The following is a 25583-nucleotide window of genomic DNA, read 5'->3' on the forward strand; positions in this document are numbered from 1 at the left end:
CGGGTCAATCCGTCGGCCGCTTGGTCTTCGGCACGACGTGGAGATAAGGCAGGATGCGTTCGGCGACGTCGGCCGCCTGACCGACGCTGTCGGGACCGGAGCGCGACAGCGCGGTGCCCAGCGCCACGATCAGCGCCATCAGCCCGGTGGGGGAACTGTGGCGCACCCCATGGTCGGCCCCGGCCAGCAGGGTGACGTCGGCCAGCGGCACGATCGGGCTGTCCGGCGCATCGGTCAGCGCGATGGCCTTGGCCCCGCGCTCGCGGCACAGCTGCAAATGCTCGATGGTCCGGCGCGAATAGCGCGGCGAGGTGATGGCGATGACCAGATCGCCGGGCTTCACCGTCATCAGCCGGCGGATGGTGCGCTCGGTCCCGGCGAACTCAATGGCCTCGCGGACATTGTCGACATAGGGCTCCAGCACGTCGGCCAGGAACAGTGCGAGATAGGCGCTGTCACCCAGCCCCAACGCCACGACGCGCCCCGCTTCGCGGATCAGACGGATGGCGGCCTCGCACTGCTCGGGCTGGAGCAGCTCCATGGTGCGGGTGATGTTGCCGGCGTCGCTGGCCAGCGATTCCCGCATGATCTCGGCGTTGGAGGTGTCGCGCTGGACTGCGACGCGCAGCTTTTCCACCGGCGCGAAGGTCGATTCGAAGGCGCGCAGCAGATCCTCGCGGAATTCCGGATAGCCGTCATAGCCAAGGAAGCGGGCATAGCGGTTGACCGAGGCCACCGACACCTCGGCCGCCGCAGCCAGTTCGCCGATCTTCAGCGTCGCGGTGCGGAATGGATAGGCCAGCGCCCAGGCCCCGACCTTGGCGAGGGCGGCGGGAAGCTGCTGCTGACAGTTCTGCATGCGGATCAGCAGCGATCCCGTCTGAATGGGCAGCTCCATCCCCCCGATACCCCTCGACAGCGTCAGTACGGCCCTTGTGAGGACAGAATTACAGGAATGGCATATTTCTGTAAATCCATTTTCAAATATGGACGTATGAGTGTCCTCCCCGCAGGGGGCGACAGCAGGTCGCACCTGCGGACTGCCGGGACGCAAGCGCCTGATTCCGAACTTCCCTAAGGTCTTCCTTATCGTTTGTTAACGATGTTTGCCGCAATCATCCCGGATCATCGGACTCAGCGCATCATGAAGGGTAGCAATGGCTCAGAAGGTTCGTGAGGACTACCGGACCCTCACCGGCCCCGAAAAGGCCGCCATCATGATGCTTGCGCTCGGCGAGGAGCATTCGTCCAAGCTGTTCGCCATGATGGACGACGAGGAAATCAAGGAGCTGTCCCAGGTGATGGCGAACCTGGGCACGGTGTCGGCCAACCTGATCGAGCGACTGTTCGTCGAATTCGCCGAGCAGATGTCGTCGAGCGGCACCGTCGTCGGCTCCTTCGATTCGACCGAACGGCTGCTGCTGAAGACCCTGCCGAAGGACAAGGTCGATCAGATCATGGAGGACATCCGTGGTCCGGCCGGCCGCACCATGTGGGACAAGCTGACCAACGTGAACGAGTCGGTTCTGTCCAACTACCTGAAGAACGAATACCCGCAGACGGTCGCCGTCGTCCTGTCCAAGATCCGCTCCGACCATGCCGGCCGTGTCCTGGCCCAGCTGCCGGAAAGCTTCGCGATGGAAGTCATCATGCGCATGCTGCGCATGGAGGCGGTGCAGAAGGAGGTTCTGGACGACGTCGAGCGCACGTTGCGCACAGAGTTCATGACCAACCTCGCCCGCACCAGCCGACGCGACAGCCACGAGATGCTGGCGGAGATCTTCAACGGGCTGGACCGCACCACCGAACACCGCTTCATGGCGGCACTGGAGGAGCGCAACCGCGACAGCGCCGAGCGCATCAAGTCGCTGATGTTCACCTTCGAGGATCTGTCGAAGCTCGATCCCACCGGCGTCCAGACGATGCTGCGCACGGTCGACAAGCAGAAGCTGGGCACCGCCCTGAAGGGCGCGTCGGAGTCGCTGAAGGATCTGTTCTTCTCCAACATGTCCGAGCGCGCCGGCAAGATCCTGCGCGAGGACATGGCCGCCATGGGTCCGGTCCGCGTGCGCGACGTGGACGAGGCACAGATGTACATGGTCCAGCTGGCCAAGGATCTCGCCGCCCGCGGCGAGCTGGTCCTTGCCGAGGGCAGCGGCGAGAACGAGCTGATCTACTGATCCGCCATACAGTTTTCCGTCATAAGCAGCGGACAGCGCTGAGTTTTTTTCCGCTGCCCCCACACGGGGTTTGACGGAAGCTCCGGAACGGTGAACCCTTGGAGTCCGAAAACGGGCGGGATCAGGGGGGCGCTGTCCGCTCCCGTCCGACCGGCCGGAAGGCCGGCGGATGCCGCATCGGCCAATAACAGGGAGCTTCCGAACATCATGACCGCTGACACGCTGCAATCCCGTCTCATCAGCCGGGTGGCCGGTCCGATCGTCGCCGGCCTGCTGGGTCTGGGTGTCGCCGCCGGGCCGCTGGCGGCCGCGGCCGAAACCTGGGACATGCCGACGCCGTACCCGGACACGAACCTGCACACCATCGTGGTGAAGCAGTTCGCCGACGACGTGAAGGCGGCCACCGCCGGCAAGATCCAGATCACCGTCCATTCCAACGGCTCGCTGATCCGCCATCCGGAGATCAAGCGCGCGGTCCAGTCCGGTCAGGCCCAGCTGGGCGAGGTGCTGATCAGTTCCTGGGCGAACGAGGATCCGCTTTACGGCCTCGATTCGGTCCCCTTCCTCGCCACCGACTTCAAATCGGCCCACAAGCTGTACGAGGTCTCCAAGCCCTATCTGGAGAAGAAGCTGGAGCGCCAGCGCCTGAAGCTGCTCTACTCGATCCCGTGGCCGCCGCAGGGCCTCTATGTGAAGGACGAGATCCAGGCGGTCGAAGGGCTGAAGAGCCAGAAGTTCCGCGCCTACAACCCCGCCACCACCCGCATCGCCGAACTGACCGGCGCCATCCCGGTGAAGATCGAGGCGGCCGAGGTGGCGCAGGCCTTCGGCACCGGCATCGTCACGGCGATGATCACGTCCGCCGCCACCGGCGTCGACACCAAGGCCTGGGACTTCGTGAAGGTGTACTACGACGTGCAGGCATGGCTGCCGCGCAACATGGTGTTCGTCAATTCTGAAGTCTGGAAGGGGCTGGACGCCGGCACCCAGAAGGCGATCCAGGACGCCGCGGCGAAGGCCGAGGCCGCCGGCTGGGCCGAATGGGAAAAGAAGACGGCCGATCTGAACAAGACCATGGCCGACAACGGCATGAAGGTGTTGCCGCCGTCCGACAAGCTGAAGGAGGGCCTGTCCGCCATCGGCAAGACCATGACCGCGGAATGGACCAAGGCAGCCGGCGCCGACGGCGAGGCGATCATTTCCGCCTTCGGCAAGTAACCGCTCCAAAGGCAGCCGGCCGGCACCGCCCTTGCCAAGCACTGCAAGGCGGCCGGCCGGACGCCCCCGACGCCCCTTCGCTTCGCCCCGACCGCAGGAGGTGGTTGCGCCATGCGCACCGCACTGTCCATCCTTTACCGCGCCGCCGAGATCCTGGGCGCGGTCCTGCTCGCCGCCATCGCCGTCCTGATCGTGACGCAGGTGGTTTCCCGTTTGGTCGACCGCATGGTGCCGGGGGCTGACGAGCTTGCCGGCTACTGCATGGCGGCGTCATTCTTCCTGATGCTGGGCCCGGCGCTGCGCCGCGGCGCGCACATCCGCGTCGGCGTGCTGGTGGAACGGCTGAACGGCACCGCCCGCCGCGTCATGGAGCTGCTGTGCCTGGGCTTCGCCACCGCGCTCAGCGCCTATTTCGCCTGGTACTGGCTGCGCATGACCTACGATTCCTATGATTTCGGCGATCTCAGCCAGGGCGTTCTGCCGGTCCCGCTGTGGATGCCGCAGGCGCTGATGGCGGTGGGTCTGGTGGTGCTGGTCATCGCCCTGATCGACGATCTGCTGGCCGTGCTGGCGGGGCGCGACGCCTCCTACCAGCATGCCGGCATGCAGAGCGAGGGCTGAGCGATGGATCAGACGACCGCTTCCCTCGTCGTCGTGGTGACGATGTTCCTGATGCTGGGGGCCGGCGTGTGGGTGGCGCTGGCGCTGGCCGGCGTCGGCTTCGTCGCCATGGCGCTGTTCACCGCAAGGCCGGTCGGCATGGTGATGGCGACCAACATCTGGGGCGCCAGCACCTCCTGGACGCTGACCGCCCTGCCGCTGTTCATCTGGATGGGCGAGATCCTGTTCCGCACCCGAATCTCGTCCGACATGTTCAAGGGACTGGCGCCCTGGACCGGCTGGCTCCCCGGCCGGCTGATGCATGTGAACATCATCGGCTGCTCGATCTTCGCCGCGGTGTCCGGCTCGTCCGCCGCCACCGCCGCCACCATCGGCCGCATGACCATTCCTGAACTGAACCGCCGCGGCTACGACCCGATGATGACGCTGGGCTCGCTGGCCGGCGCCGGCACGCTGGGGCTGCTGATCCCGCCCTCGATCATCATGATCGTCTATGGCGTCGCCGCCGACGTGTCGATCGCCCGGCTGTTCATCGCCGGCGTCATCCCCGGCATCGTGCTGACCGGCCTGTTCATGCTGTATGTCGGCGGCTGGTCGCTGCTGAACCCCGGCCGGGTGCCGCCGCCGGAACCGTCGCAGAGCTTCGCGGAAAAGATCCGCGACACCGGCGCCCTGATCCCGGTGGTGATGCTGATCGCCGCCGTCCTGGGCTCGATCTATGTCGGCATCGCCACCCCGACGGAGGCCGCCGGCATCGGCGTTCTGGGTTCGCTGGTGCTGGCGCTGGTGACCGGCACGCTCAGCTGGACGACCTTCCGCGACAGCCTGTTCGGCGCCGCCCACACCTCCTGCATGATCGGCTTCATCCTGGCGGGTGCCGCCTTCCTGACGGTTGCGATGGGTTATACCGGCATCCCGCGCCTGCTGGCGGAATGGATCACCACCATGCAGCTGTCGCCGGCGGCGCTGCTGGTGGCGCTGACCGCCTTCTTCGTGGTGATGGGCTGCTTCCTCGACGGCATCTCGATGGTGGTGCTGACCACTTCGGTCATCCTGCCGATGGTGCAGCGGGCGGGCATCGACCTGCTGTGGTTCGGCATCTACATCATCATCGTGGTGGAAATGGCGCAGATCACCCCGCCGGTCGGCTTCAACCTGTTCGTTCTGCAATCGATGACCGGCAAGGACATCTTCACCATCGGCAAGGCCAGCCTGCCTTTCTTCCTGCTGATGGTGGTGATGGTGGCCCTGCTGTGGGTGTTCCCCGGCATGGTGTCCTGGCTGCCGTCGATGATGATCGGGTAAGGAGCAAGAGTGTGGAGGTCCGCTTCACCAGCGTCGGCGACACTGCCTTCAACGTCGAGTTCGGCGAAACCATCGACCGGGTGACCAACACCCGCGTCATGGCCCTGCACGCCCGGCTGAAGGCCGCCCCGCCGCTGGGCTTGGTGGAGACTGTGCCGACCTTCCGCTCGCTGCTGGTGGTCTATGATCCCGTCGCCACCAGCCGCCGGGAGACGCAGGCGGCGGTGGAGTCGGCGCTGGCCGGCAGCGACGCTGCCCCGTCGGAGGGGCGGTTATGGCGGCTGCCGGTCTGTTACGACCCCGACCTCGGACCTGATCTGGCGGAACTGGCGGACACGCTGGGCCTGACGGCCGATCGGGTCGCAGAGCTGCACCGATCGACCGAGTATTTCGTCTACATGCTCGGCTTCATGCCGGGCTTCGGCTACATGGGCGACCTGCCGGCGGAACTGGAACGCCCGCGCCGGAGCGAACCGCGGGTGCGGGTGCCCGCCGGTTCCGTCGCCGTCGCCGGCCGGCTGACCACCGTCTATCCCTGGGAGAGCCCTGGCGGCTGGCACCTGATCGGCCGCTGCCCGGTGCCGCTCTATGACGGCGGCCGGCCCGATCCGGTTCTGCTGGCGGCCGGCGACCGGGTGCGCTTCGAGGCGGTGGACCGTGCGGCCTTCGACGGAATCGCCGAGGCCTTGGCTGCCGGCCGCTTCGATCCCGGCAGCCTGAGGGTGGCATGATGACGGCCTTCCTCACCGTGGTCCGGCCCGGCCTGTTCGCGACGATCCAGGATTTGGGGCGCTTCGGCTTCCAGGAGCTGGGCATGCCGGTGGCCGGCGCGCTCGACCCGGTGGCGCTGCGGCTGGCCAACGCACTGGTCGGCAATCCGCCGGGGATGGCGGGGCTGGAAATCGCCCTGCTCGGCCCTGACCTGCGGGTGGATGCGCCCTCCGTCCGCATCGCCGCGGTCGGTCCGATGGCAATGAGGCTGGAACGCGAGGGCGCCACCCCGCAGCCGCTGGAGCCTCACCGCAGCCACACCCTGCACCGGGACGACGTGCTGCGGCTGGGCGCGGTGAACGGTGCGTCCGTCGCCTGTCTGGCGGTGGCCGGCGGCTTCGCGCTGGCACCGGTGATGGGCAGCCTGTCCACCTATGTGCGCGCCGGCATCGGCCCCCTGGGGGGGCGCCCCCTGGCGCAGGACGACCGGCTTCCGCTGGCTCTTGAGTCCGCCCCGGACGGTCCGGACGTCGAATTGCCTCAGCCGCCCGACTATGGCACCGGCCCGCTGCGGATCGTGTTGGGACCGCAGGAGGATCGCTTCACCGGGGCGGCGCTGACGACCTTTCTGTCCGCGACCTACCGCGTCGGCAGCCAAGCCGACCGCATGGGCCTGCGGCTGGACGGACCGGCGCTGGCGCATAAAGACAGCGCCGACATCCCGTCGGACGGGCTGGTCACCGGCTCCGTCCAAGTGCCGGGCAACGGCCAGCCGATCCTGCTGCTGAACGACCACCAGACCGCCGGCGGCTATGCCAAGATCGCCACGGTGATATCCGCCGACCTGCCCCGAGCCGGACGCCTGCGCCCCGGCGACAGCCTGTCCTTCCAGGCGGTGACGGTGGAGGAGGCCGAAGCGCTCCGACGCCGGCGGGAGCAATCCATCGCCGGCTGGATCCGCGCCATCCGCCCGGTGCGCCCGGCCGGCGGCATCGATCTGGAGGCGCTCTATGCCGGGAACCTGATCTCCGGCACCGTCGACATCGTGAATGGCGGCAGCGACCTGCCTTTGCTGTGACGCGTCGACCTTGGGTTACCCTTCAGTAAACCGGCACTCAGGAAACCGGGACCGGCTCCTTCACGCCAGCCTCACGATGGCGGCAGACCCGGTCCCGGCCGCCCTGCTTGGCTTGATAGAGCGCCATGTCGGCCGCCTTGATCATCACGTCGGCGCGGTCGATGTCAGGGCTGAGGGTCGACAGCCCGATGCTGACCGTCACTTGCAGGATCGCGCCATCCTGCGGAATGGCGAGGTCACGGACGGCACAGCGCAGACGTTCGGCAAGCAGGGCCGCTCCGTCGATCGGCGCATTGGGGAGCAGGATGGCGAACTCCTCGCCGCCAAAGCGGGCGACAAGATCGCTCTGCCGCACGCTGCGCTGGAGCAGGCGGCTGAGCGCCACCAGCACAGCGTCGCCGGCATCGTGCCCGCGGGTGTCGTTGACCTCCTTGAAATGGTCGATGTCCAGCATCAGCAGCGACACCGGCGTGTCGTGACGCAGCGCGCCGGCCACCGTCCGGTCGATCGCCGCGAAAAAGGCCCGGCGGTTCGCCAGGCCGGTCAACGGGTCACTCAGCGCGGCGTCCCGCAGCATCTTCTCCGTATCGACACGGCGGCGCTCGCGTCCCAGCATCGTGCCCAGCATCAGGATGCCGCCCACCGTGAACAGCGCGATGGGCAGCCCCCCATTGACGAAGATCGGAAACGCGACCTCCCACGGCAGCACGAAGATGCTGAGCGAGTGGAGCGACGCGATCGGCGCCAGAGCGAACAGCGGCCTTGCCGTTCGCCAGCTCGGCGCGGGAACCAGCCACCGGATCAGCAGCCCTGCGGCGCCGGCCAGCACAATCCCGACCACTCCCGGCATGACGCCTGCCCCACCGACCGCCACGCGGGCAACCGACACCAGTCCGGCGGCGAGCATGGCGGCCAGGGGTCCGCCGAAAGGCGCGGCCAGCGCCACCGGCACCGCCTTGACGTCCAGATTGATGCCGGGAAGGATGGGGACGGACTGCAGCATGGCCGTCACCCCGCCGGCGCCGAACAGCAGGCCCAGGCAAAGCTGGCGCAGCCAGGGCCGATCACCCAGGCGGTACAGGACCGTTCCATAGATCAGCGTCATCAGCGCCAGCAGCCCGACGCCGCCCGCAAGTGCGGTCATGACCGTTCCCATGGCGCTGGGTTCCTCCACCTGCTGCTCCTTTTGGGATATGCGGTTGCTGGCCTTCCTCCGATCATCCTCTTGCGAACATCCCAATATTGTACATTGGGGTTTGTCCCAAATGTTGCGCAATGGGAACGGCCTAGCAGAGGGTCACAACGCATTCGGGGGAACGCCGCTTGACGAAATGCCGCAGATGATGCGGTTGACCAATGAGGATCGGGGCAACTACCATACCAGCAACTGGAATGGTAGTATGCGACGCCATGAACGGTTCCCAAGCGGCACCGCTCCCGACGATGGCCTGACTGCTCCAGGAAACTTGCTGAAACGTGCGGCCGCCGCCGGACGACGCCGTGGACCTGCCGATCGATCGGCGTCCCGCGCATCCCATCCGGCATGCCCAATCCAATGCGGGCCCGATGCCTGCGGGAGGCCGGTGTGCGAACACCGGGCGGCGGCGCGCGTCCTGGCTGGAGACGCCTATCATGAGCGAACAGATCATTGCCGACGCCGGACCCGGCCAGTCGGCGGAACCGGCCCGCCGGGCCGGCGGTATCGGCAAAGCGGCGGGCAGTGCCGCGGTCACGGTCAGCAAGGCCATCGGCCGCTACCGCTGGACCATCTGCGGCCTGCTCTTCTTCTCGACCACCATCAACTACATGGACCGGCAGGTTCTGGGCCTGTTGAAGTCCACGCTGATGGGCGACATGGGCTGGACCGAGTCGGATTTCGGCGACATCGTCGCCGCCTTCTCGCTGGCCTACGCCTTCGGCTATGTCGGCTGCGGCCGGCTGATGGACAAGATCGGCATCCGCATCGGCCTGCCGGCGGCCGTCGCCGGCTGGAGCTTCTTCGCCTGCGTCCATGCCTTCATGGGCAGCGTCTTCGGCTTCAAGGTGGCGCGCGCCGGCCTGGGTCTGACCGAGGGCGGCAATTTCCCGGCCTCGATCAAGGCGGTGTCGGAGTGGTTCCCGGCCAAGGAACGGGCACTCGCCACCGGCATCTTCAACGCCGGTTCCAACGTCGGCGCGGTCGTGGCACCGATCCTGGTGCCGATCCTGCTCGTCGCCTATGGCTGGCAGGCCGCCTTCCTGGTCACCGGCGGCATCGGCTTCTTCTGGGTCATCGCCTGGCTGCTGATCTACCGCAAGCCGGAAGACCATCCGAAGCTGACGGCGGAGGAGCTCGCCTATATCCGCAGCGATCCCGTCCAGCCGCAGGAGAACATCCCCTGGATCAAGCTGCTGAGCTATCGCGGCACCTGGGCGAACATCGTCGGCACCTGCTTCTCGGCGCCCGTCTGGTGGTTCTATCTGAACTGGGTTCCCGGCTTCCTGAACAAGCAGTATGGCGTCAACCTGTTCGGGGCGATGCTTCCGCTGATCATCATCTACACCATGGCCGATTTCGGCAGCGTCGGCGGCGGCTGGTTCTCCTCCCACCTGATCAAGCGCGGGGTGAAGCCGCTGCGTGCCCGCAAGCTGACCTTCCTGGTCTGCGGCCTGTGCGTGCTGCCGGTCTTCTTCGCCTCGACCGTGTCCAACATGTGGCTCGCCGTTCTGCTGATCGGCATCGCCGCCTCCGCCCACCAGGGCTATTCAGCCAACGTCTACACCATTGTCTCCGACACCATGCCGCGCAACGCGGTGGGCTCGGTGGTCGGCATCGGCGGCTTCTGTGCCTACTTCGTCGGCATGTTCGTGTCGATGGGCGTCGGCCGCCTGCTGGACGCGACCAACGGCAACTATCAGGTGTTGTTCGCCATCGCGTCGGTCCTCTACCTCGTCGGTCTGGCGATCATGCACTTCATCCTGCCGAAGACCGGGTCGGGCAAAACCCCGGCCGGGATCGAGGTCTGACCTTCGCACCACCTCGCCCGCGACACTCCGGGGCGTCCCGCCCCGGAGCCTTCCCGACCAACGTCAAATCTACCGAATGACGGTGCACCGGCCCACCTGCACTGCCGCACTGCCCCCGGGGGGCAGCGGCCAGGGAGACCGCAGCGACCGCCGCGACCCGGAGCCCATCATGCCCGACGCGAACACCGCCCTGCTGGCGGCCCGTCCTTCCCAAACCCGTCTTTCCACCGCTTCCCTGAACAGCCTGCCGCCAACCGTCGAGCGTCCCGCATACGACCGCGCCGCGGTGACACCGGGCATCGTCCATATCGGCCTCGGCGCGTTCTGCCGCGCCCATCTCGCCACCTACACCGACGACGTGCTGGCGACTGGCGACACCGGCTGGGGCATCGTCGGGGTCGACCCGCTGTCGCCGGCGATCCGCGACGCTCTGAAGCCACAGGATTGCCTTTACACCCTGCTGGTGCGCGATGAGACGCGCGACCGGCTGCGCGTCGTCGGTTCCTTCCTCGACGCCATGGCCACCGCCGACCAGCTGGACGAGGTGCTCGCCCTGCTGGCGACGCCGGAGATCCGCATCGTCACCCTGACGGTGACCGAGAAGGGTTATTGCCAGGACGCCGCCACCGGCGCGCTGGACGAGACGCACCCGCTGATCCGCGCCGACCTCGCCGATTCCGCCAAGCCGCGCAGCGTGCCCGGCCTGCTGGCGGAGGCGATCCGCCGCCGCCGCACCGCAGGGATACCGCCCTTCACCGTGCTGGTCTGCGACAACCTCGCCCAGAACGGCATCAAAGTGCGGGGCATCGTCGTCCGTTACGCCGAACTGTGCGATCCGGACCTTGCCGCCTACATCGCTGGGCAGGTCAGCTTCCCCTGCACCATGGTGGACCGCATCACCCCCGCCACCCAGGACGCCGACCGGGCCACGGTGGAGGAGGCGACCGGCTGCCACGATGAATGGCCGGTGGTGAGCGAGCCCTTCAAGCAATGGGTGATCGAGGACCGTTTCCCGCTCGGCCGCCCGGTCTGGGAAAAGGCCGGCGCCATCCTGGTCGACGACGTCCACCCTTTCGAGCTGATGAAGCTGCGCTGCCTGAACGGCGCCCATTCGCTGCTGGCCTATCTGTCGGTCATCGCCGGCATCGAGACGATTGCCGGAGCCATGGCCGATCCACAACTGCCCGCCGTCATGCGGCGCCTGTGGGCGGAAGACCTGATCCCCACCCTGCCGCCGGTGCCGGGAACCGACATCCCCGCCTACACCGCGGCGCTGGAAGCGCGCTTCCGCAACCCCGGCATCCGCCACCGCACCATCCAGATCTCGTCCGACGGCTCGCAGAAGCTGCCGCCGCGCCTGCTGGAACCGGCGCGCGAGCTGTTCGCCGCCGGCAAGGTCCCGGCGGTAATCCCGCTGGCCGTCGCCGCCTGGATGCGTTTCCTGCTGCAAAAGGACGAGTCCGGCACCGCCTACGCGGTCGCCGATCCGATGGCAGCGCGGCTGACCCGCATCGCCGGCACTCATGGCGGCAATGCCGACGCCCTGGCCGCCGCGCTGTTCGCCATCGAGGACATCTTCGCACCGGAACTGGTGGCGGAACCCGTCTTCCGCAGCGCGGTCATCCGGCATCTCGACAATCTGATGAATGTCGGCGTCCGCAAGACGCTTACCACCTTCCTTGGCACCCCCTGACCAAACGGCGGCTTCGGCCCCCCGCACCCGTATTTGAAAGGACCATAATCATGCAGGAAACCTGGCGCTGGTTCGGCCCGGACGATCCCGTCACCCTGGAAAAGGCCCGTCAGGCCGGTGCCACCGGCATCGTCACCGCGCTGCACCACATGAACCAGGGCAGCGTCTGGACGCCCGAGGAGATCCAGAAGCGCCGCGCCATGGTCGAGGCCGCCGGCCTGACCTGGGACGTGGTGGAAAGCATCGGCGTCGGTGAGGAGATCAAGACGCGCACCGGCGACTTCCGCACCAAGATCGACAATTACAAGCAGTCGATCCGCAATGTGGCGCGGGCCGGCATCCCGGTGATCTGCTACAACTTCATGGTCATCACCGACTGGAGCCGGACCAACCTGATGCACCGGCTGCCGAACGGCGGCTATGCCCTGCGCTATGACAGCGTCGATTTCGCCGCCTACGACCTGTTCGTGCTGAAGCGCCGCAATGCGGAAGCGAGCTACGACCCTGCCCATATCGCGGCCGCCAAGACGCGGTTCGAGGCGATGACGGTGGAACAGGTGGCGGAGCTGGAGCGCAACCTGATCGACTGGCTGCCGGCCCGCGACTTCGCCTATGACCGCGACAGCTTCCGCGGCATGCTGGAACTGTACCAGGAGATCGGCGTCGAGGATCTGCGCGCCAACCTGATCGAGTTCCTGCGCGAAATCACGCCCGTGGCCGAAGAGGAAGGGGTGCGGCTGTGCATCCACCCCGATGACCCGTCCTTCCCCATTTTTGGCCTGCCGCGGGTGATGTCCACCGCGGAAGACGTGCGGGCGCTGTTCGATGCCGTGCCGCAGGAGGCCTGCGGGCTGACCCTGTGCACGGGGTCCTTCGGCTCCAACCCGAAGAACGATCTGGTGGCGATGGCGAAGGAGTTCGCCCCGCGCATCCACTTCGTCCATCTGCGCAACACCACGCACGAGCCGGACGGCTCCTTCTATGAGGCCGACCATCTCGGCGGCGATACCGACCTGATCGGCGTGGCCGCGGCGATCATCGACGAGGAAGCCCGCCGCCGGCAGGCCGGCCGCGCCGACGCCCAAATCCCGATGCGCCCCGACCACGGCCATCTGCTGGGCGACGACATCGGCCAGACGATGAATCCCGGCTATTCCTTCGTCGGGCGCCTGAAGGGACTGGCTGAACTGCGCGGCGTGATGCGCACCATCGAAGCCTTCCGCGACAAGCGGGTAGCCTGACATGTAGCGGGACCGGCGGCGGGGTCCGTCTCCAGTGCGGGGAGACGGCCCCCGCCGCCTTCAGTCTTGCCCGTCCTCCCCGATGGCTTCCCGGCTGACCTGGGCGACCGGCCTGACGGCGAGGTCGAATGCCCCGGCCGGCACCGGCGGCCCAAGCAAGCCGCCCTGGACGAAGCCACAGCGAACCTCGCCGGCCAGCATCCGCTGCTCCCCCGTCTCCACCCCTTCGGCGATCACCGTCAGGTTCATACTGCGGGCCAGCGCCACGATGGCATGCACCATGTCATGATTGGCCGGGGTGCGGACGACGTCCCGCAAAATAGCCTGATCGATCTTCAGGAATTCCACCGGCAGCCGCCGCAAATGGCCGAGCGATGCGTAACCGGTACCGAATCCGCCAACCGAGAAGGCGACGCCCAGCAGCCGCAGGGTCTGCATCGTCCGCGTCATCTCCGCCGATGGCGCCAGCATCGCGGCCTCCGGCAGTTCCAAGATCAACCGGTCCGGCGAAGCACCGTGGCGGCCGAGGCAGCCGGCGACCTCCTCGTCGAAACCGGGATGCTTCAGCTGCAGGATGGACACCGGCACCGTCAGCCGCAAGCCTTCGGCACCGCGGCCACGCCAGTCCGCCAGTTGCCGGCAGGCGGCGTCCAGCAGCCAGGAGCCGATCTGCAGCATCAGCCCGTTCGCCTCCGCCAGATGCAGAAAGTCGGCGGGCGCCAGCTGACCGCGCTCGGGATGGTTCCAGCGCACCTCCGCCTGCGCGCCGGCCAGCAGGCCGCTGCCGACCTCCACCACTGGCTGGAGGAACAGCGCCAGCTGGCCCTTCGCCAGCGCCTCGTGCAGGTCGTTCTCCATCCGCAGATGGGCCAACTCATCGGCGTCCATTCCCGGATCGTAGAAGACCCAGTTGGCCGTCCCCTGCCGCTTGGCATGGTACATCGCGACGTCGGCATTCTTCACCAGAAGCTCCGGGTCGGTGCCTTGGTCCGGCGCGAAGGTGACGCCAATGCTGGCGGAAATATGCAGGGTCTGGCCGGCGATATGGAAGGGCGCGCCCAGACTGTCGAGCAGGCGGCGGGCGACCTTCTCCACCTCCCCGGTGTCGCCGACATCCGACAGGATGACGGTGAACTCGTCGCCGCCGATCCGCGCGATGGTCTCCGACCCGCGGACGCAGGCCGCCATCCGCTGGGCAGCCTCACGCAGCAGCACGTCACCGGTCTGATGGCCCAATGTGTCATTGACCCATTTGAAGCGGTTCAGATCGATGAACAGCAGCGCCACGGGCGTCCTGTCGCGTGCCGCACGGCGCAACGCCTGACGCAGCCGGTCATAGAACAGCGGCCGGTTTGGCAGCCCGGTCAACGCGTCGTAATTGGCCTGATGGCGGATCGTCTCCTCCGCCCGGCGACGCGCGGTGATGTCCTGGATCGCGGTGATCAACCCAAGAACGAGGCCGTCGGCGTCATGGAAGGGTTCCCCCACCTCCTGAAGGTCCAGATGGCCGCCGCCGGGACGGGCGATGCGGTATTCGACGTCGAAGCGCGTGTTCTCCTCCCAGGCGCGGCGATAGGTATCCTGAATTTCCAGCCGCTGGTCCGGAATCACGCGGTCGAGATAGAGCCCGACGGTCAGCGGCTCCGACGCGGCCGATACCTGCTCGTTGTGCAGGCCGATCAGTTCACGGAAATTGGCCGAGACCTCCAGCCGGTCTTCGGGCAGATGAACGGTGTAGGCCAGCTTGGCGACGCGCTGGGCCTGCGCCAGCCGCGCCTCGCTGAGGCGCAGCGGTTCCTGGCGCTTCAGCCGTTGCAGCACGCGCTGGAACAGGAACAGCAGTGCCACCAGCGCCAGCATGAAGCCACCGGCATAGGGGGCGGTCTCCCGCAACAGGGTGCGGCCGGGCTGTTCGGGCGCCCAGGCCAGCACGCCGAACGACGTCCCGGCGATGCTCCTCAAGGGCAGGCTGGAGACGGCGGGCGGAACCGGCCCGTCGGCCGGGACGATGCGCAGATCGGCGATCCGCCGCGAAGCGGCGAGCTTCGCCAGCTCCAAGTCGAGCCGGGTCAGGAAGATCTGGACCGGTTTGGCGGGATCCGGCGGAAGCTGGGCGTGCCCTTTCTCATACTCGATCACCCGGGCACCGAAAACGAAGGGCGTCTGCCCGACATGGACGATGCCGCCGGTCGGTTTCCCGGCGGTGCGCGCCGCCACCAGCACCTCATGCAGATCGACCACCTCCTGCGCGGCCACTTCCATATCCTCGCGCAGGGCGCCGTCCTTCGAGGCGTAGATCAGCCCGTCCCCTCCGTTCCAGGCGTAGGAACGGTCGAGTCCCCAGAGCCGCTCCGCATAGGGGCCGACATTGGCGTAGGCCCAGTCTCTGTCAAACGCGACGACCAGATGATCGACGGCGTCGTTCCACAGGCTGTATTCCTCGGCCTTCTTTCCCATAGCCGTGGTCAGATCGGCAACGGCGTCGGCGATCTCGGCCTTCGTCCGCTCGGCCGTTGCCGCATCGATCCGCCGCGCCGTCTCAAGCGTCATGAACAGCACAAACGCAACGGTAAATACAACCATGACGACAAAAAGCAGGCCGACGACATTAAGTCGACGCGCATCGCCCGTGGCGTGACAGAAGGTTCCTGGAGTTGGGGGCGAGATCATCGCGACGCTTACCAAATTCCGGATATCACAATTATTCTACCCAGCTTCCTGTTAATTTTCCGCTTATAGGAACAGTTTGCAGGCACAGCGTATCAATCTTTCCCCACCTCCGCCGCTTATCCGCTGCGGAGTCCTGCCTGTCCTTGAGTGAACACAAACAGGCAGCCGCCCCCCGGAATCCCGCGGCAATCGGAACGGTGCAAGGAAATGGCGCCGGGCTCGTCAGCGACAGGAAGCACATCCGCGGCCAACCCACCCCACGAAGCGGCGTTCAGCAGCGGGACTTGCGAAGCCAAGAGGTCGGAATGCAGACGCTCAGCCCGACAGCACGAAGCAGCCGCAAGATTGCTCTCTCGCCGCCGCAGGTCGGTGCATCAAGTTTTCATGGAATTCAATGGCTTGGCGCCCGCCAAGCAAGGTGGCGGAGGGGATGGGATTCGAACCCACGATAGGGCTTTAAACCCTATGACGGTTTAGCAAACCGTTGCCTTCAGCCACTCGGCCACCCCTCCAGCCAGTGCGGTTTCCCGTGGGTCACCGCTGGCGTGGGGAGCGTTCTAACGGCCGGCCGTACCCTTGTCAACGCTTACAAAGCCACAAATCCGCTTTTCCCGAAAATCATCGGGAAGAGACAAATCTGTATAAAATTTTAGCCTATTTTTAACGGAAGGCGGTTATGATGCCACCATGAGCAATAAAAAGCTCGGGTGACGAACGACTCGGTCGCGTGGGGGTTGAACCCGTCAGAGCCCCGCCGGTCAGTGACGCCGCACCCCGTCGCCGTGGAGGATGCCATGACCCTGTCACGCCGTTGCGCCGAAACACTGATCGACCTCGTCGAGATCAAGCTGAGCTGCCTGGAAATCACCGACCGCGAAGACCAGCGTGAAAAGGAACTGCTGCAACGCTGCGTGCAGGAACTGAACGCCGAACTGCGCGGGGAAAACGGCGCGCTCGCCAACTTCGCGGCTCCCAAGCGCCGCGGCCGTCGGCCCAAGCATCTGCAATTCCACGAACTGCACGTCGCCTGAGCGGCTTCCGGCAGGACGGCGTGGCGGGATTGCGGTCCGGCGTCAGTTCAGCGCCGGCTCGGTCGCGGTGGCCGGCTGCATCGCCGGCGCCTCGCGCGGCAGCTGGATGGTGAAGCGGGTCCCCTGCCCCGGCCAGGATTGGACGGTCACCGTGCCGCCCAGCGGACCGGTGACCGTGTTGAAAACGATATGCAAGCCCAGGCCGGAGCCACCCTGCCCGCGCTTGGTGGTGAAGAAGGGGTCGAAGACCTTCGACAGATGTTCCGGCGCGATTCCGGCGCCGTCATCGATGAAGTCGATCCGGACGCGGTCAGCCCCGTCCGCCTGCGCGGTGATCCTGATCGTGCCGATCGGCTTTTCGGCCACACGGTCGGCCACCCTGTCGCAGTCACCATAGGCATGGACGATGGCGTTGATGACCAGATTGGTCAGCACCTGCCCCAGCGCGCCGGGAAAGCTGTCCATCGTCAGATCGTCATCGCACTCCACCACCACCTTCAGGTTGGTGCGCTTCAGACGCGGACGCAGCGAGAACAGCAGCTCGTGGATATAGCTGCCCAACTCGAACACCCGCCGGTCTCCGGACGACTGATCGACCGCCACCTGCTTGAAGCTCTGCACCAACGACGCAGCGCGGTCGATGTTGGCCATCAGCAGACGGCTGCTTTCGCTCAGGCCATCCAGGAACTCCAGGAATTCCGACCGGCGCAGCGCATTGCCGGTGAAGCGCTCCCGCAGAATCTGCGCCTGTTCGCCGATGTGGCTGGCGGCGGTCAGTCCGATACCGATCGGCGTGTTGATCTCGTGCGCCACCCCCGCCACCAGCTGCCCGAGCGAGGCCATGGTCTCGGCCTGGATCAGGCTTTCCTGCGCCTCGCGCAGGTCGGCCAGCGCGCGCTCGGCCTCTTCCCTGGCCTCGATCATCGCCGATTCGGCAGCCTTGCGGTCGGTGATGTCGTAGAGCCAGGTCAGCAGCGCCGATTCGCCATCCAGCTCGATGCTGTTCCACGAGGACAGAACCCAGACGACGCTGCCGTCCAGGCGGCGGAACCGGATCTCGGCATTGCGGAAAGCGCCTTCCCGGTCGAATCGGGCGATCAACTCATCGCGATCGGCGGGGTCTGCATAGAGGTCGGCCACCGGGGTGCGCATCAGTGCTGCCCGATCACGGCCCATCAGCCGTGCCGACTGGGCGTTGCAGAACAGCCAGCGACCGTCCCGCGTGGTGACGTTCACCGCGATGGGCGCCGCCTCCATGATCTTCAGCAGCCGTTCCTCGCTGGCGCGCAGCCGCTCCTCCTGCCGACGGGCTTCGGTAATGTCGGTCATGATGCCGGCATAGCGCACCGCCCGACCACTCTCGTCACGGAAGGCACGGCCCTTGGCGGCGATCCACACCCAGCCACCGCCCTCATGGCGAAGCCGGTAGCTGTAGGCATAGGCCGGGGTCTCACCCGCCAGATGAGAGGCGATGTGGGCCAGCACCCGTTCGCGGTCCTCCGCGTGCAGCCGCCGCTCCCAGAAATCGGGGGGCATGGCCGGCCGCGTGCGATAGCCCAGCATTCGCGGAAAGGTGTCCGACCACCAGCAGGTCCCGGCCACCAGATCGGCGTCCCACACCGCGGCACCGGTCGCCTCCAGCGCCATCTCCAGCCTTTGGCCGATCTCCGGCTCATGCAGGGGGTGCGGCGGCTGGGCGTTGGCGGGATCGGCTGACTGCTGCAATGAAGGTGGCGAACGGTGGAGCGCCCGGCGACCGGCATACCGGCCCAGCAGCACCCCGAGCAGTCCGCCGACGGCACCAGCCGCCAGCGCCACCGTTACCGGCTCCGCCGCCATGGTTCCTCCACCGTTTCCAGCACTGTGACGGCGGAAACCGGGAAAATTCAACTGTGGCTTTGCCTTAGGGAGCGGCTACACCCAAGAAAAAAGCCCCTCCGCCGGGCGGAGAGGCTTTCCTCAAACATTCTTTCGGACGGGACGGAGATTTCCATCCGCCGACCGGGAAAAGCCGCTTAGCCTTTCAACTTGTTCATCAGGATTTCGTTGACCATGGCCGGGTTGGCCTTGCCCTGGGTCGCCTTCATCACCTGACCGACGAAGAAGCCGAACAGCTTGTCCTTGCCGCTGCGGAACTCCGCGACCTTGTCGGCGTTGGCGGCCAGCACGGCGTCGATCGATCCCTCGATCGCGCTGGTGTCGGTGACCTGACGCAGGCCCTTCTTTTCGACGATGTCGGCGGCCTTCTCGCCGGTCTCGAACATCGTCTCGAAGACCTCCTTGGCGATGCGGCCGGAGATGGTGTTGTCGGCGATCAGGTCGATCAGGCCGCCGAGATTCTCGGCCGACACCGGGCTCTCCTCGATCTCCTTGCCAGCCTTGTTCAGATAGCCGAACAGCTCGCCGGTAACCCAGTTGGAGGCCAGCTTCGGATCGCGGCCCTTGGCAACCGCCTCGAAATAGTCGGCCTTCGACTTCTCCGAGACCAGCACGCCGGCGTCATAGACCGACAGCTTGTAGTCCTCGATGAAGCGGGCCTTCTTGTCGTCCGGCAGTTCGGGCAGCGTCTTCTTGATGTCTTCCACCCACGCTGCGTCGAGTTCCAGCGGCAGCAGGTCGGGATCGGGGAAATAGCGGTAGTCGTGCGCCTCTTCCTTCGACCGCATGGAGCGGGTCACGAATTTGGTCGTGTCCCACAGACGGGTCTCCTGGTCGATCTTGCCGCCTTCCTCGATGATCTCGATCTGGCGGCGCGCCTCATACTCGATCGCCTGCATGACGAAGCGGATCGAGTTGACGTTCTTGATCTCGCAGCGGGTGCCGAAGGGCTCGCCCGGCTTGCGCACCGACACGTTGACGTCACAGCGCATGGAGCCTTCCTCCATGTTGCCGTCGCAGGTGCCGAGATAGCGCAGGATCGAGCGCAGCTTGCGCACATACGCGCCGGCCTCTTCCGAGCTGCGCATGTCGGGTTCCGACACGATCTCCATCAGCGCCACGCCCGACCGGTTCAGGTCGATGTAGGTCTTGGACGGGTGCTGGTCGTGCAGCGACTTGCCGGCATCCTGCTCCAGGTGCAGGCGCGTGACGCCGACCGTGCGGCTGGTGCCGTCCGGCAGGTCCAGCACGATCTCGCCCTTGCCGACAATCGGCTGCAGGAACTGGCTGATCTGGTAGCCCTGCGGCAGGTCGGCGTAGAAGTAGTTCTTGCGGTCGAAGACCGAGTGCAGGTTGATCTCGGCCTTCAGGCCCAGACCGGTGCGCACCGCCTGTTCGACACAATATTCGTTGATGACGGGCAGCATGCCGGGGAACGCGGCGTCGACGAAGCTGACCTGGCTGTTCGGCTCGGCCCCGAATTCGGTGGCGGAGCCGGAGAACAGCTTCGCGTTCGAAATCACCTGGGCATGGACCTCAAGCCCGATCACGACTTCCCAATCGCCCGTTTCACCCTGGATGTACGACATCGTTCCGCTCTTCGACGTTCACGGCACGGGACTGGACAGGCGTCGCCCTTGGAAAGGACGCCCCGGCCATACCCTTGGAATCCTGTTTCTTCTAACGCCCTTTGCGGCCGCGCGCACGCTTTATCGCGACGCGGCTTTCCCGGCCTCTTTCCCGGCCTCCTCGTACCTCCCCTCCTACCTCCCCTCCTACCTCCATTGTGCGGCCCGCCACAGACAGGCCGTTAACCCTCGGGCAAGCTTTGACCGCCACGCTGAACGGATCGGGCGCGGGAGGGTATGATGTCGGTGCAAAAGCTGCTGCGGAAGGTCGGGTTCGGGTTCGGTCTGGGTGCGCTGCTGATCGCGGGTGCAGCCCTCGGCCATGCCGCCACCCAGCCCGACGGCCTGTCGCTCAACCCGGCCAGCGCCGCGCCGGTCGCCGTCAATCCGGTGCCGGCGGCTCCCGCCTCCTCCGAGTTTCCCGATGCAGCGATGTCACGCAACGACCAGGGCGACGTCACCGTCCTGCGCCTGGACGGCATCATCACGCCTGGAGCGGAGCGCAGCTTCGTCGACACCCTGCACGCCCTGCCGGCCCGCCGCCCGCTGGTGATCGAACTGTCCAGCCCCGGCGGTTTCACCGCGGCTGGCTACCGGATGATCGACGCCGTGCTGGCCGAACGCCAGGGCGGACGGCCGGTCGCCACCCGGGTGCGCGACGGCGACTCCTGTGAAAGCATGTGCGTCGGCCTCTATCTCGCCGGTTATCCGCGCTACGCGGCGCCGCGGGCGGAATTCATGGTGCATGCCCCACGGATGGCGGAAAATGGCCGGATGACCATGCGCTCCACCCAGACGATGGTCGAGCGTCTGGTATCGCTTGGTGCCTCGCCAGCCTGGATCCGGCGCGTGACCGCCGAAGGCGGCTTCTCCGGCGCCCGCGACTATCGCGAAACCGCCGACCGCCTGACCGCCGACGGAGCCAACATCGTCACCGACCTGCTGCGCTGAGCAGTCCTTCGGCCACCATCTCAGCCGACCGGCCGACGATCCGCTCATATACTTCGGGATCGGTCGCCCCCTCCGTCCCAAACACGAGCACGCGCGCGTCGGGCACGAGGCCCAGCGCCAGCCGCACCTCCTCATGGGCGGCGGCACACAAAAGCCCAGCCAGCCCGGCGACGCCGGATTCGCCGCCCACAACCGGCCGCCCGCCATGCCCGCCTTCCGCCAGCTTGCGCATGGCGGTCACGGCGCCTTCGTCAGGGATGGTCAGGAAATCGTCGGCGCCGCGCTCCAGGATCGCCCAGGCCAGCAGCGAAACCTCGCCGCAGGCAAGCCCGGCCATCACCGTGTCGAGATCGCCCTGCGCCCTCACCGGCCGGCCGGCGACGGCGCTCTGGTACAGGCAGTCGGCGCTGTGCGGCTCCACCACCACGAAGCGTGGGCGCTGGCGGCCCCAGCTTTCCCACAGATGCCCACAGACCGCGGCGGGCAGCGCACCGACGCCCCCCTGCACGAAGACGTGGGTCGGCCGTTCGCTGGCGGGAAGCTGCGAGATCGCCTCCTCCACCATCACGGTATAGCCCTGCATGACGTCGCGGGGCACGTCCATATAGCCCGTGTAGGAGGTGTCGGAGACGACGAACCAGCCCTGTTCCGCGGCGTCGGCGGCGGCGTAGCGCACGGCATCGTCATAGGGCCCGTCCACCACCACCACCCGCGCGCCGTACGCCTCGATGGCGGCGCGGCGACCGGGCGAACAGGCGGCTGGCACATACACCACGCAATTGCAGCCGAACACCTGCGCCCCCCAGGCGACCGACCGGCCATGGTTGCCGTCGGTCGCGGTGGTGACGGTCAGCGTCCGCGTCACCTTGGCGTATCGGCCAACGACGAGGTCCAGTGCCGTCACCGGCACGCCGGGCACCCGCACCGTCACCTCCCGCGCCAGCAGCCGCAGCACGGCATAGGCCCCGCCCAGCGCCTTGAAGCTGCCGAGCGCGAAGCGGGTGCTTTCGTCCTTGTACCAGAGGCGGTCGATCCCGGCCTCCCGTGCCAGTCCGGGCAGGGAACGCAGCGGAGTGGGCGCATAGCCCGGCCAGGCGCCGATCTCCGCCATCGCCTCCTCGAAGGCGGCGCGGCTGAGGATCGCGCGTTCCGACGGGCCATAGACCCGTTCATGGTCGGCGTTGGGATTGGAGAAATGACGAGGCAGGCAGGAGGAGGGGGAGACGGCGGTGTGCGGCATGGCTTCGCTCTCCGGGCCGGCGACGCCGTCGGCGACGGCACTTCCCACGACCGCCGTCAACGAGACCAGAAGCCATCGCCCGCCGTCAAGACGCCAGCGCAAGCACGGCTGCTACCGAATGAAGCATCGATAAAGGCAAAGCGCCGGGCTCAGCGCTTCCATTCGCGGCTGGACTTGATGAAGTCGGTCAGGGTGACGCCGATCTTGTCGTCAATGATCGCCACCTCTCCGCGCGCGACCAGCACGCCTTCGACATAGACGTCGGTCGGGTCCTTCAGGTGGCGGTCGAGTTCCACCACGGCGCCGCGGCCCAGCTTCAGCAGATCGCGGACGCGGAGCATGGCGGTACCGATCACGACCTTGATCTCCACCGGCGCGTCGCCGATGGCGAAGGCCGAGGCATCGCCGTCGTTGGGATCGGGCGCGCCGAGCAGGTCGTCGATGTTGGCCATGGCTGTCCAAGCTCCCGCGCCGGAATGGGCGCCTTCTTACACGAATGGAGCATCCTACACCCCGGACGGGCTGGCCGGCAACGCCACCGACCGGTGGGGCCTTGCGACAAGATTGGGCTTTTCCCGCACCGGCGCTTCGCCCACACTGTCGGCCCGCCAACCTGCCGGCCTTTTCGTTGCTGATACGCAACAATCCCGGCAGGTCAGGGTATCGACCAACCGGAACCGGGTTCATCCTGATGACCGACAGCAGCATTTCCCCGCTTGTGGACGCTTTCTGGCTGAAAAGCCGGCTCGACAGCCCCGGCATCATTGTCCTCGACGTGCGAACCCCGCCCACTGGCGGCTTTGTTCCGGGAGCGGTTCATTCCGACTACGCAACGGCCGGCTGGCGGACTGTGGTCGGTGGCGGGGCCGGAATGCTGCCGGACTCTGGAGTTCTGGCGGGGCTGATCGGCGGCCTGGGGATCGGCAACGGCGACCATGTGGTGCTGGTTGCGGCCGGTGCCAATGCGTCCGACATGGGCAATGCCACCCGCGTCTACTGGACCTTCAGGATGCTGGGCCATGATGCGGTATCGGTGCTGGACGGCGGCTTTGCCGGCTGGATCGCGGCCGGCGGCCCGCTCGATCCGCTGCCGGCGGAGCGCAAGCCGGTGACCTTCTCCGTCCACCCCCGCACCGACCTGCGCGCCACCCTGAACGATGTCGACGCCGCCGTGAAGGCCGGTACCGTTCCGCTGCATGATGCCCGCTCGGCCGAGCAGTTCGCCGGCAAGGCCAAGAGCCCGCAGGCCCGCGCCGCCGGCACCATCCCCGGCGCGGTGAATCTCGATATCACCCCGCTCTTCTCGGCGGCCGAACATCGCTTCGCCTCGCCCGACGCGGTGAAGGCGCTGGCCGGTCGGGCCGGTTTGCCCCTGCGCGACCAGCCGATCACCTTTTGCAACACCGGCCATCTGGCGTCCGTGTCCTGGTTCGCGCTGAGCGAGATCGCGGGTGTGCCGGGCGTGCGGCTCTATGACGGCTCCATGTCGGAATGGAGCGCCGATCCGCAGCGGCCCTTGCAGACCGAAGGCTGATCTACGCCTTCGCCCGGCGGCGGCGCAGACGGCCGAGGTCGCTGCGCCGCACCAGCCCCAAGAGCACCGCGGCGACGGCATAGACGACCAGTCCGACCACCACAAGAATTGTCAGCCCGCCCAGCCGCTCGATCAGGCCGGCCGCGCCCAGCCAGGGAGAAAGCCGCTCCGTCGCCAGCCACAGGGCGCCTGCCATGGCGACGGCGGCGATGGTCATGCGCGGCAGATTGCGGGTCAGCCGCGCGTCGGCGCAGAACAGGCCGCGGCGATGCAGCAGCAACGCCAGCAGACCGGCATTGACCCAAGCGCCGACGGAGGTGGCGACCGCCAGCCCGACCTGTGACAGCGGCCCCATCAGCGCCAGCTTCAGCGCCACATTGATGCCGACCGCCGCCAGCGCGACCCGCACCGGCGTTGCCGTGTCATGACGGGCGTAGAAACCGTTGACCAGACTGCGGATCACCACGAAGGCCGGCAGCCCCAGCGCATAGGCCTGCAGGGTCACGGCGGAGGCCGCGGCGTCCGACGGGCCGAAGGCACCGCGCTGGAACAGCACCGACAGGATCGGTGTGCCCGCCACCAGGAAGGCGATGGCCGCCGGCAGGGTCAGCACCAGCGACAGCTCGATGGCGCGGTTCTGGCTGTCGACCGCGCCGGCCTCGTCACCGCTCTTGATCCGCTTGGACATTTCCGGAAGCAGAACGGTCCCGACCGCGATGCCGATCACCCCCAGCGGCAGCTGGTTCAGCCGGTCCGCATAATAGAGGTAGGACACCGCACCGGTCGGCAGGGCCGAGGCGATCAGCGTGTCGGCGAACAGGCTGATCTGCGTCAGGCCGGACCCCAGCGCCGCCGGCCCCAACACCTTGAGGAAGCGCTTCACGTCGGGCGAAAGGCGCGGCAGCACCGGCCGCAGGGTCATGTCGGCCCGCCTTGCGTCCCAGGCCAGATAGAGAAACTGCGCGATACCCGACGCCAGCACACCCCAGGACAGCGCGTGCCCGGCCGTCGGCATCAGCGGCGTGCCGACCACCAGCGCCGCGATCAGGCACAGATTCATCAGAATCGGGGCTGCGGCGGCGGAGCCGAAGCGGCTCATGCTGTTCAGCACGCCGCCATAGAGCGACACCAGCGAGATCAGCAACAGGTAGGGAAAGGTGATGCTGGTGAACAGCACCGCCAGCCGGAACTTCTCGGGCTCGTCGGCGAAGCCGGGGGCGAAGACGGTCATGAATTGCGGCATGAAGGCCAGCACCGCCAGCAGCAGCGCCAGCTGCACGATGACCAGCAGGGTCATCACCTCATCGGCGAAGCGGCGGGCGGATGCGGCGCCGTCCTGCACCAGCTTGCCGGAGAACAGGGGCACGAAGGCGGAGTTGAAGGCCCCCTCCGCGAACAGGGCGCGGAAATGGTTCGGCAGCCGGAAGGCGACGAAGAAGGCGTCAGCGACCGGCCCGGCGCCGAGCAGCGCCGCGGTCAGCACGTCGCGCAGGAAACCGAGCACCCGGCTGGCCAGGGTCAGGCCGCCGACAGACAGGATATGACGGAACACGATGGCAGGGTCGCTCTTGTGGTGCAGAATTGGCCCGGCGGCATCC

General features: G+C 67.0%; 20 protein-coding genes and 1 tRNA gene. 12 read left to right on the forward strand and 9 right to left on the reverse strand.

Going from position 1 to position 25583, the window contains the following annotated elements:
• Window positions 1-4: 4 nt before the first annotated feature.
• Window positions 5-898 (reverse strand): MurR/RpiR family transcriptional regulator, encoded by an 894-nt coding sequence (locus E6C72_RS14020; protein WP_109086981.1) that lies wholly within the window; start codon window positions 896-898, stop codon window positions 5-7.
• 259 nt (window positions 899-1157) lie between these two features.
• Between E6C72_RS14020 and fliG the strand changes: the two genes are divergently transcribed.
• The 6 genes from fliG to E6C72_RS14050 all read left to right on the forward strand — a co-directional run bounded on the left by fliG (window position 1158) and on the right by E6C72_RS14050 (window position 7113).
• A complete protein-coding gene (gene fliG / locus E6C72_RS14025; protein WP_136700760.1) occupies window positions 1158-2180 on the forward strand; it encodes a flagellar motor switch protein FliG in 1023 nt (340 codons plus the stop codon).
• 207 nt (window positions 2181-2387) lie between these two features.
• Complete coding sequence (locus E6C72_RS14030) at window positions 2388-3398, forward strand: TRAP transporter substrate-binding protein (protein WP_109443816.1); 1011 nt, start codon at window positions 2388-2390, stop codon at window positions 3396-3398.
• Window positions 3399-3509: 111 nt separating this feature from the next.
• Window positions 3510-4019, forward strand: coding sequence for a TRAP transporter small permease (locus E6C72_RS14035; RefSeq protein ID WP_109443815.1), 510 nt, complete (start codon window positions 3510-3512; stop codon window positions 4017-4019).
• Window positions 4020-4022: 3 nt separating this feature from the next.
• Window positions 4023-5324, forward strand: a complete 1302-nt coding sequence (locus E6C72_RS14040) for a TRAP transporter large permease (protein ID WP_109443814.1) — start codon at window positions 4023-4025, stop codon at window positions 5322-5324.
• Window positions 5325-5335: 11 nt separating this feature from the next.
• Window positions 5336-6055: a 5-oxoprolinase subunit PxpB gene (gene pxpB / locus E6C72_RS14045; RefSeq protein WP_109443813.1), complete on the forward strand. Its 720-nt coding sequence runs from the start codon at window positions 5336-5338 to the stop codon at window positions 6053-6055.
• Window positions 6052-7113 carry a biotin-dependent carboxyltransferase family protein gene (locus E6C72_RS14050; protein WP_247876034.1) on the forward strand — a complete coding sequence of 354 codons (1062 nt, stop codon included), beginning with the start codon at window positions 6052-6054 and terminating at the stop codon, window positions 7111-7113. Before pxpB ends, E6C72_RS14050 begins: the two co-directional genes overlap by 4 nt.
• 37 nt (window positions 7114-7150) lie before the next feature.
• On the opposite strand, the gene E6C72_RS14055 is transcribed toward E6C72_RS14050, so the two are convergent.
• Window positions 7151-8257: a diguanylate cyclase gene (locus tag E6C72_RS14055; protein WP_247876033.1), complete on the reverse strand. Its 1107-nt coding sequence runs from the start codon at window positions 8255-8257 to the stop codon at window positions 7151-7153.
• Window positions 8258-8745: 488 nt separating this feature from the next.
• On the opposite strand from E6C72_RS14055, the gene E6C72_RS14060 reads away from it, so the two are divergent.
• The 3 genes from E6C72_RS14060 to uxuA all read left to right on the forward strand — a co-directional run bounded on the left by E6C72_RS14060 (window position 8746) and on the right by uxuA (window position 13053).
• Window positions 8746-10119, forward strand: coding sequence for an MFS transporter (locus E6C72_RS14060; protein ID WP_109443820.1), 1374 nt, complete (start codon window positions 8746-8748; stop codon window positions 10117-10119).
• A gap of 169 nt (window positions 10120-10288) precedes the next feature.
• Complete coding sequence (locus E6C72_RS14065) at window positions 10289-11812, forward strand: mannitol dehydrogenase family protein (protein WP_109443819.1); 1524 nt, start codon at window positions 10289-10291, stop codon at window positions 11810-11812.
• Window positions 11813-11862: 50 nt separating this feature from the next.
• Entirely contained in the window at window positions 11863-13053 is a 1191-nt protein-coding gene (uxuA, locus tag E6C72_RS14070) for a mannonate dehydratase (RefSeq protein ID WP_109443810.1), read from the forward strand.
• 60 nt (window positions 13054-13113) lie between these two features.
• Here the strand turns inward: uxuA and E6C72_RS14075 are convergent, their stop codons facing one another.
• Together E6C72_RS14075 and E6C72_RS14080 are read right to left on the reverse strand one after the other, a co-directional pair.
• Window positions 13114-15603 (reverse strand): EAL domain-containing protein, encoded by a 2490-nt coding sequence (locus E6C72_RS14075; protein ID WP_158280231.1) that lies wholly within the window; start codon window positions 15601-15603, stop codon window positions 13114-13116.
• A gap of 539 nt (window positions 15604-16142) precedes the next feature.
• A tRNA-Ser gene (locus E6C72_RS14080) sits at window positions 16143-16235 on the reverse strand.
• A gap of 282 nt (window positions 16236-16517) precedes the next feature.
• Here E6C72_RS14080 and E6C72_RS14085 point away from each other — a divergent pair.
• Entirely contained in the window at window positions 16518-16754 is a 237-nt protein-coding gene (locus E6C72_RS14085; protein ID WP_014188024.1) for a hypothetical protein, read from the forward strand.
• Between the two features lie 42 nt (window positions 16755-16796).
• On the opposite strand, the gene E6C72_RS14090 is transcribed toward E6C72_RS14085, so the two are convergent.
• Window positions 16797-18593 (reverse strand): PAS domain-containing sensor histidine kinase, encoded by a 1797-nt coding sequence (locus tag E6C72_RS14090; RefSeq protein WP_109443808.1) that lies wholly within the window; start codon window positions 18591-18593, stop codon window positions 16797-16799.
• Between the two features lie 176 nt (window positions 18594-18769).
• The gene (gene gatB / locus E6C72_RS14095; RefSeq protein ID WP_109443807.1) at window positions 18770-20221 is read right to left on the reverse strand and encodes an Asp-tRNA(Asn)/Glu-tRNA(Gln) amidotransferase subunit GatB; all 1452 of its coding nucleotides are present in this window, start codon (window positions 20219-20221) and stop codon (window positions 18770-18772) included.
• A gap of 276 nt (window positions 20222-20497) precedes the next feature.
• Here gatB and E6C72_RS14100 point away from each other — a divergent pair, with 276 nt between their 5' ends.
• Window positions 20498-21211, forward strand: a complete 714-nt coding sequence (locus E6C72_RS14100; RefSeq protein WP_247876032.1) for a hypothetical protein — start codon at window positions 20498-20500, stop codon at window positions 21209-21211.
• Here the strand turns inward: E6C72_RS14100 and E6C72_RS14105 are convergent.
• Together E6C72_RS14105 and fliN are read right to left on the reverse strand one after the other, a co-directional pair.
• Entirely contained in the window at window positions 21192-22451 is a 1260-nt protein-coding gene (locus E6C72_RS14105; protein ID WP_109443817.1) for a diaminopropionate ammonia-lyase, read from the reverse strand. The two genes, E6C72_RS14100 and E6C72_RS14105, sit on opposite strands and share 20 nt — an antisense overlap.
• A 149-nt stretch (window positions 22452-22600) precedes the next feature.
• Window positions 22601-22903 carry a flagellar motor switch protein FliN gene (gene fliN, locus E6C72_RS14110; RefSeq protein ID WP_109443806.1) on the reverse strand — a complete coding sequence of 101 codons (303 nt, stop codon included), beginning with the start codon at window positions 22901-22903 and terminating at the stop codon, window positions 22601-22603.
• Window positions 22904-23142: 239 nt separating this feature from the next.
• On the opposite strand from fliN, the gene E6C72_RS14115 reads away from it, so the two are divergent.
• Window positions 23143-23985, forward strand: coding sequence for a sulfurtransferase (locus E6C72_RS14115; RefSeq protein ID WP_109443805.1), 843 nt, complete (start codon window positions 23143-23145; stop codon window positions 23983-23985).
• A 1-nt stretch (window position 23986) separates the two neighbouring features.
• On the opposite strand, the gene murJ is transcribed toward E6C72_RS14115, so the two are convergent.
• A complete protein-coding gene (gene murJ, locus E6C72_RS14120) occupies window positions 23987-25537 on the reverse strand; it encodes a murein biosynthesis integral membrane protein MurJ (protein WP_109443804.1) in 1551 nt (516 codons plus the stop codon).
• Window positions 25538-25583 lie beyond the last annotated feature (46 nt).

It is taken from the genome of Azospirillum sp. TSH100 (assembly GCF_004923295.1).
Lineage (GTDB): Bacteria > Pseudomonadota > Alphaproteobacteria > Azospirillales > Azospirillaceae > Azospirillum.